Source organism: uncultured Ilumatobacter sp., from assembly GCF_963980585.1.
Classification (GTDB): Bacteria; Actinomycetota; Acidimicrobiia; order Acidimicrobiales; family Ilumatobacteraceae; genus Ilumatobacter_A.
On record NZ_CAXCAM010000033.1, the window covers coordinates 21,168 to 28,283 of the forward strand.

5 protein-coding genes and 1 tRNA gene are annotated in these 7,116 nt (G+C 61.1%); 5 read left to right on the forward strand and 1 reads right to left on the reverse strand.

Translation table 11 applies throughout. The features are described from left to right. The first annotated feature begins 244 nt into the window (after positions 1-244). The 5 genes from ACH2DW_RS11130 to ACH2DW_RS11150 all read left to right on the forward strand — a co-directional run bounded on the left by ACH2DW_RS11130 (position 245) and on the right by ACH2DW_RS11150 (position 6,292). On the forward strand, positions 245-2,266 hold the full coding sequence (locus tag ACH2DW_RS11130; RefSeq protein WP_394929821.1) for a type IIA DNA topoisomerase subunit B: 2,022 nt from the start codon (positions 245-247) through the stop codon (positions 2,264-2,266). Between the two features lie 18 nt (positions 2,267-2,284). Further along, positions 2,285-4,741, forward strand: coding sequence for a DNA gyrase subunit A (gene gyrA / locus ACH2DW_RS11135; protein ID WP_394929822.1), 2,457 nt, complete (start codon positions 2,285-2,287; stop codon positions 4,739-4,741). 86 nt (positions 4,742-4,827) lie between these two features. Next, complete coding sequence (locus ACH2DW_RS11140) at positions 4,828-5,139, forward strand: pilus assembly protein TadG-related protein (RefSeq protein ID WP_394929823.1); 312 nt, start codon at positions 4,828-4,830, stop codon at positions 5,137-5,139. A gap of 76 nt (positions 5,140-5,215) precedes the next feature. Further along, positions 5,216-6,148, forward strand: a complete 933-nt coding sequence (locus ACH2DW_RS11145; protein ID WP_394929824.1) for a DUF3566 domain-containing protein — start codon at positions 5,216-5,218, stop codon at positions 6,146-6,148. Positions 6,149-6,218: 70 nt separating this feature from the next. Beyond that, positions 6,219-6,292, forward strand: a tRNA-Ile gene (locus tag ACH2DW_RS11150). A gap of 114 nt (positions 6,293-6,406) precedes the next feature. Here ACH2DW_RS11150 and ACH2DW_RS11155 read toward each other — a convergent pair. Continuing rightward, the coding region (locus ACH2DW_RS11155; RefSeq protein WP_394929825.1) for an exonuclease domain-containing protein at positions 6,407-7,116 on the reverse strand (710 nt) is incomplete at its 5' end.

Sequence of the window (7,116 nt, forward strand, 5' to 3'; positions counted from 1 at the left end):
CACCGATGCAGTGCGCCTGTTCAACCAACAAATCAAGGTCAGATTTTGTGGGAACGTGTGTTCTGACAGCTCTGTAATTTGCTCCCGCTGATCCCCAACTCTGCGACACCCCTCCGGTACACTGAAACCCATTCGCGAAAGGGGGTTTGCGGCTGATCTGATGTATCACGCCTGACGACCCGATCGCCCCGAAACGCACGGCGCCGCGCGCTGTGTCCACAACGACGACAACATCGAGGTACGAGTGTCCAACGACACCGCTGAAACAGCCGCCGAGCAGGTTCCCGAACAACCCGCGAAAGCCCCCGCCAAGAAGAAGTCATCGAGTCAGCCCGGTGACTACAACGCCGCCCAAATCCAAGTGCTCGAGGGCCTCGACCCGGTTCGCAAGCGGCCGGGCATGTACATCGGCTCAACCGGCCTCCAGGGCCTCCATCACCTGATCTGGGAAGTCGTCGACAACTCCGTCGACGAAGCGATGGCCGGGCATTGCGACAAGATCACCATCACCCTGCTCGCCGATGGTGGCTGTCGTGTCGACGACGACGGGCGCGGCGTTCCCGTCGATCCCTATCCGTCTGGCGAACACAAAGGCAAGAGCGCCGCTGAGGTAGTACTCACCGTGTTGCATGCCGGTGGCAAGTTCGGTGGCGAGGGCTACAAGGTCTCCGGCGGCCTGCACGGCGTGGGTGTCTCGGTCGTCAATGCACTGTCAACCAAGCTTGTCATGCAGATTGACCGAGCCGGCAAGCGACACGAGCAGACCTACCTCGATGGTGGCAAGCCTCAGGGCAAGATGACCATCGTCGGCGACACGCCGAAGCGGGGTCGTGAGACTGGCACGTCGGTCACGTTCTATCCCGACCCCACCATCTTCCAGGCCGAGGGCGTCGAGTTCGTTGCCCGCACTGTGCTTGAGCGTTTGCAGACCATGGCGTTCTTGAACAAGGGCCTCATCATCGAGTTCAAAGACGAGCGCGCCGAGCGCGAGCAAGAAATCTCGTACCAGTACAAGGGCGGCCTCGTCGATTTTGTCAAGCACCTCAACGCATCCAAGGAGCCTCTGTTCTCCAAGGTCTGCCAGTTCGAAGACGAAGACGAAGCGGAGGGAATGACCCTCGACATCGCCATGCAGTGGAACACCGGGTATCACGAAGGTGTCCACGGCTATGCGAACAACATCTCCACCACCGAGGGTGGCATGCACGTCGAGGGTTTCAAGACGGCCCTCACTTCTGCGGTCAACAAGTACGGCAAAGAGAAGAACCTCATCAAGGACAAGGATCCGAACCTGAGCGGTGACGATGTCCGTGAGGGCATCACTGCGATCGTGTCAGTCAAGCTGCGCGAACCACAGTTCGAAGGCCAGACGAAAGCCAAGCTTGGCAACGTGCCGGCCCGCTCGTTCGTCCAAAAGGCCACCTACGCCCGCCTCGTCGAGTGGATGGACGAGAACCCCGCCGAAGCCAACAGGATGGTCAAGAAGGGCCTCTCAGCGGCTCAGGCTCGAGCCGCAGCGAAGAACGCGCGTAACGCCATCCGCCGCAAGACGGCGTTGTCCGGCGCTGGTATGCCCGACAAATTGAAGGACTGTTCGTCGAAGAATGCCGACGAGTCCGAGATCATGATCGTCGAGGGCGACTCTGCTGGAGGCACAGCGGTCGATGCACGCGACCCGCGTACGCAGGCCATCCTCCCGATCCGCGGCAAAATTCTCAATGTCGAGCGGGCTCGCATCGACAAGATGTTGAAGAACAACGAGATCCAGGCACTGATCACCGCGATCGGTGCGGGTGTCGGTGACGAGTTCGACGTGGAGAAGTGTCGCTACCACAAGGTGATCTGCTTGGCTGACGCCGACGTGGACGGCAGCCACATCCGTACCTTGTTGCTCACGTTCTTCTTCCGCCAGATGCGCGAGATGGTCGAAGCCGGTTACTGCTACATCGCGCAGCCGCCGCTGTACTCGACGGAGATCGGCAAGGAAAAGATCTACCTCAAGGACGACCTGGCCAAGGATGCGTTCATGGCCGAGCGTCCGAACCACAAGAAGCAGTTCCAGCGTCTGAAGGGGCTGGGTGAAATGGACTGGGAAGAGCTCCGCGCCACCACCATGGACGCGAGCACCCGCACGCTGCTGCAGGTCACGGTCGACGAGGCCGCCGAGGCCGACCACATCACGTCGGTGCTGATGGGCGACGACGTTGCCAGCCGTCGCGACTTCATCGTCACCAACGCCCGCGACGTCCAGAACCTTGACTTCTGATTCTGAAACGACTGACACATGACTGATACCACTGACGACACCACACCCGGCGGTTCGATCCAACCGATCGCGCTCAACGACGAGATGGAGAGCTCGTTCCTCGAGTACGCGATGTCGGTCATCATGTCGCGCGCTCTGCCAGACGTGCGCGACGGCCTCAAACCAGTGCACCGCCGAATCATCTGGGACATGGAAGAGCAGGGCTTCCGCCCCGACCGTGGCCACGTCAAATGCGCTCGCGTTGCCGGCGACACGATGGCGCGGTTCCACCCGCACGGTGACTCTGCCATCTACGCCGCGCTCGTGCGGATGGCCCAGCCGTTCTCGTTGCGTCATCCGCTGATCGACTTCCACGGCAACTACGGCTCCCCCGACTTCGGTCCCGCCGCCTCGCGCTACACCGAGTGTCGCCTTGATCCGTTGGCGATGGAGTTGCTCGCAGGCATCGACGAAGACACCGTCGACATGATCCCGAACTACGACGGCACCACCGAGGAGCCCCTCGTGCTTCCGGCGCGGTTCCCCAACTTGCTGGTCAACGGCAGCCAGGGCATTGCGGTCGGTATGGCGACGAACATCCCCCCGCACAACCTTGGCGAGGTCATCGACGCAGTCGTGCACCTCATCGACCACCCCGAATCCACGCCGGACGATCTCATGGAGTTCGTCAAGGGGCCCGACTTCCCGACCGGCGGTCAGATTCTCGGCAAGGCCGGGATCATGGACGCCTATCGCACAGGTCGCGGCTCGGTGAAGACCCGTGCCAAGGCCTCGATCGAAGAGGGCAAGAACGGTCGGTACGAGATCGTCGTCACCGAGTTGCCGTACCAAACGTCGTGCTCTGCCATCGCTGCTCGCATCCAGCAGCTGGTCGACAACGGTGACCTCGATGGAATCGCCGACGTCAACGACGGCTCGAACGGTGGCAAGACTGAGCTGATTATCACGCTCAAGCGCGATGGCAATGCCAACGTCGTAATGAACAACCTGTTCAAGCTCACGCAGCTGCAGTCGACGTTCTCGATCAACATGGTTGCCCTGGTCAGGGGCGTTCCGCGCCAGATCAACCTCCGCGACGCTCTTGTTGCCTACGTGGAGCACCAGGTCGAGGTCATCACCCGGCGCACCGAGAACCGGCTGAAGAAGGCCCGACATCGCGAACACATCCTCGAGGGGCGAATCAAGGCCCTCGATGTCATCGATGAGATCATCAAGCTCATCCGGGCCAGCGACGACGTCGCCATCGCTCGTGACGGCTTGATGTCGGCACCCTTTGAATTCTCCGAGATTCAGGCGAACGACATCTTGGACATGCAGCTTCGTCAGCTGACCCGGCTGTCCAGGATTGACCTTCAGACCGAACTCGACGAGCTGCGGCTCAAGATCATCGATCTGCAAGGGATCCTGGACGATCCTGCTCGGCTCAACTCCGTCATCAAGGACGAGGTCACCGTGATCCGTGACAAGTTCGCGACCGATCGTGTGTGTGAATTGACGTATGACGACGGTGACATGTCGATTGAGGACCTGACCGACGACAAGGAACTCGTCATCGTGATGACCGAGGCCCAGTACGTCAAGGCGGTGCCGGCCGGCTCGTTCAAGACCCAGGGCCGCGGCGGCCGTGGCGTGTCAGGCGGCAAGCTCAAACTCGACGACATCGTGCGTCACGTCATCTTCACCACCGCCCACGCGCACCTCTTGTTCTTCTCGAACTTGGGCAAGGTGTATCGGCTCCGCGCGCTCGAAATTCCCGAGCGCGAGCGCACAGCCAAGGGCATGCCCATCGTCAACTTGCTCCCACTCATTCCCGGCGAGCGCGTCGAGGCGATCATCGACACTCGCGAGTTCGGTGTCGATCGATACCTCTTCTTTGCGACCAAGAACGGTGTCGTCAAGAAGACCACCTTCACCGAGTATGACAAGAGCCGTCGCGACGGGCTGATTGCCATCAACTTGAAGGACGGCGACGAGCTGGTCAAGGTCATCGAGACCAACGGTGACGACGACATCTTCATGGTCTCGGGCGGCGGTATGACCATCCGGTTCAACGAAAATGACGTCCGCTCAATGGGGCGGACTGCTGCAGGCGTGCGCGGAATGAAGTTGAAGAACGCTGCGGATCGAGTCGTGTCTGTCGACGTGGCTCGTGACGACACCGCGATCTTGGTCATGACCGAAGCCGGCTACGGCAAGCGGACACAACTGGACAAATTCAATGTTCAGGGCCGCGGCGGACAGGGCGTGCGGGGCATGAAGCTCACGGGCAAGAAGGGCGAAGTTGTCGCAGCGTTCATGGTCGGTATCGACGACGAAATTGTTGCGGTATCCACGGGTGGGATCACCATCCGCATGGAAGTCCGTGAGATCTCTTCCCAGGGTCGAGATGCCACCGGCGTTCGAGTCATGAACATGGACGACGGTGACACTGTTGGATCGGTCGCACCGATCATTGCCGTCGACGGAGAAGACTGATCCGCACCGTCCGACGGTGACAACATCGGCCGACGCGCCCTTCTTGCTGCGATGCAGCCCAACTCAAATGAGTGAGGGGAGTTCGCATGAGATGTCAACAAGATCGCGGCCAGTCCGCCGTGCTGGTGTTGGTCGTGGCGTTGCTACTTGGTGTTGCGCTGCTGACGGCGCTGGTCGACTTCGGGGGTGTGACACAGGATCGGGCGCGGGCGCAGACTGCTGCTGATGCTGCTGCGCTGGCGTCACTGGACGGTGGTGCAGCCGCCGCACACGATTTCGCTGCTCGCCATGGGGCAACAGTGGTCGCGTGGTCGCGTGGCCCGGGAGATGATGAGGTGACGGTCCGGGTACGCCTCGGCGAGAGCACGGCAACCGCCAGGGCATCGAACGCACCGTGAATTCAGGCAGGTGTGTGTCCGGGTCAGATCATTGCGTGACAGGCTCATCAGTAACGGGTTGCGTACACTCGCCGTTGTGAGCAAGATCGAAGAGGATCTCGAATCGTCGCTGGCGAGCGATGCTGTCGACGCGCTCACCGCCGATCACACCGGTGACGCTGACGGCCCGAGTACGGCGGAGCTCGACGCGCTCGATGAATCGCTGGTCGAATCGATCGAGGAGTACGCATCCAGTGAGCCCGATCAGCCCGTAGGTGCAGAGGCCGGCACCACTGCTGCTGTCACGGACGCCGAGGTGAACGAGGACGCCACGTCTGACACGTCTGACACGTCTGATGTGGCCGAGGTCCCGACCGGGATCCTTGAAGAGTTACGCCGGGCCGACATCGACGGCCCGGTCGTCGACCACGCTCCACAAGATGACACGACGTCGTCGCGACGTCGCCCGAAACGCCCGGTTGACTACGACCCGGCGCCAGTACCGGTTCCGCTCAAGGTGCCCCGCATCCTGGGCCGCAAGCCACGTGTCCGCAAGGTCACCCGCGTCGTTCGGCACGTTGACCCGTGGTCGGTGTTCAAGATTGCTCTGCTCACCAACCTGGTGTTGTACGTGATCGTGCTGACCGCTGGCGTCTTGCTCTGGAACGTTGCCTATGCCACAGGCACCGTCGAGAACGTCGAGCGCTTTTTCGAGTCGTTCGGCTGGCAGTCCTTCGAATTCAACGGCGGCGAGCTCTATCACAGCGCCTGGATTGCTGGCCTGTTCGCAGTGCTCGGCTTGACTGGGCTCTGGGTGCTGCTCGCCACACTGTTCAACCTGATCACGGATCTTGTCGGTGGCGCCCGATTCACCGTGCTCGAAGAAGAAGTCGTCGAGTCACGAACCTCACCAATGCGCCGGTTTGTGGTGCGTCGACCGGAACCAGAGATTCCGGTCACGCTGTCCGATGCGTCTGGCCCGCTGATTCGCGAAGCCATCATCGACGACACCGGCGACATCGAACGCTGACCCGACCCGAACGACTCGGGATTCCTCTGTGGTCGTTTCGGATGGCCGCCGATAACATCTCGTACTCGCTGGGGCTATAGCTCAGTCGGTTAGAGCGCATCCCTGATAAGGATGAGGTCCCTGGTTCGATTCCAGGTAGCCCCACCCAGCGAACGAGACCCTTCGGGGTCTCGTTTTTGGTTTTCGGGTGTGACCAGGGGCGATGGTGAACGATCTTCGACCTGTCTCACAGGGCAAGACGGTGCTGTCCAGAGGCCGTCATGCCAGAGTCGGAGACCACCAGGCATCACGTTCCGGTGGGGCCCATGAACTCAGGGGGTAGGGGCTGTCGTCGAAGGTGTCGGCGCGTTCAGCAATGAATCGTGGTTCGAAAATGGAGATGGGGTGTGCGTCGCCTCGTCGAAGGACCCGACCAGAACGTTGGAGGTGAGCTGGTGCAGCAGCGGCAGCACCAGGGTTGCATTGGGCGACAACCTTCCTCAACAGCTCGACCGTGGCAAGTGCGTCGCCTTTCGCTGAGCTGTCGTCGGGGTACTCAACTCCGTGGGCTTCGCAGGCGAGGCTGAGCCGCATTCTCGTCGCAATCAGCGTGTCGAATCCAGCCGGCGTCGTGAGATTGGCATCCAGGAGCTCAAATTCCCTTGAGAGCATCTCAAGGTCGAACGAAAGATCGTGACCAGCGGGGCATGCACCGTCGAGTCGGCTTGCAACGTCACCAGCGATCTCTTCGAAGTACGGGGCCCCTTGGAGCATCGACTCGCTGATTCCACCGGTGCTGGTCGTTGATATCGCCCGGGATGGGCGTACGAGTGTCTCCCAGACGTCGAGAACGGTGCCCGTCAAGCCGAGCGTCACCAGAGCGATTTCGATGATCTGGTCAGTTCCAACGAAGACCCCTGTTGCGACCGTGGCAATCACCACGATTCGGTCGGCGCCTCCACAGCTCTCGCTGAAATCGACGGCTTCAC

What these genes read in the sequence shown, in the direction of transcription:
- gyrA (WP_394929822.1), top strand. Translation starts at nt 2,285, where the DNA reads ATGACTGATACCACTGACGACACCACACCCGGCGGTTCGATCCAACCG.
- ACH2DW_RS11140 (WP_394929823.1), top strand. Translation starts at nt 4,828, where the DNA reads ATGAGATGTCAACAAGATCGCGGCCAGTCCGCCGTGCTGGTGTTGGTC.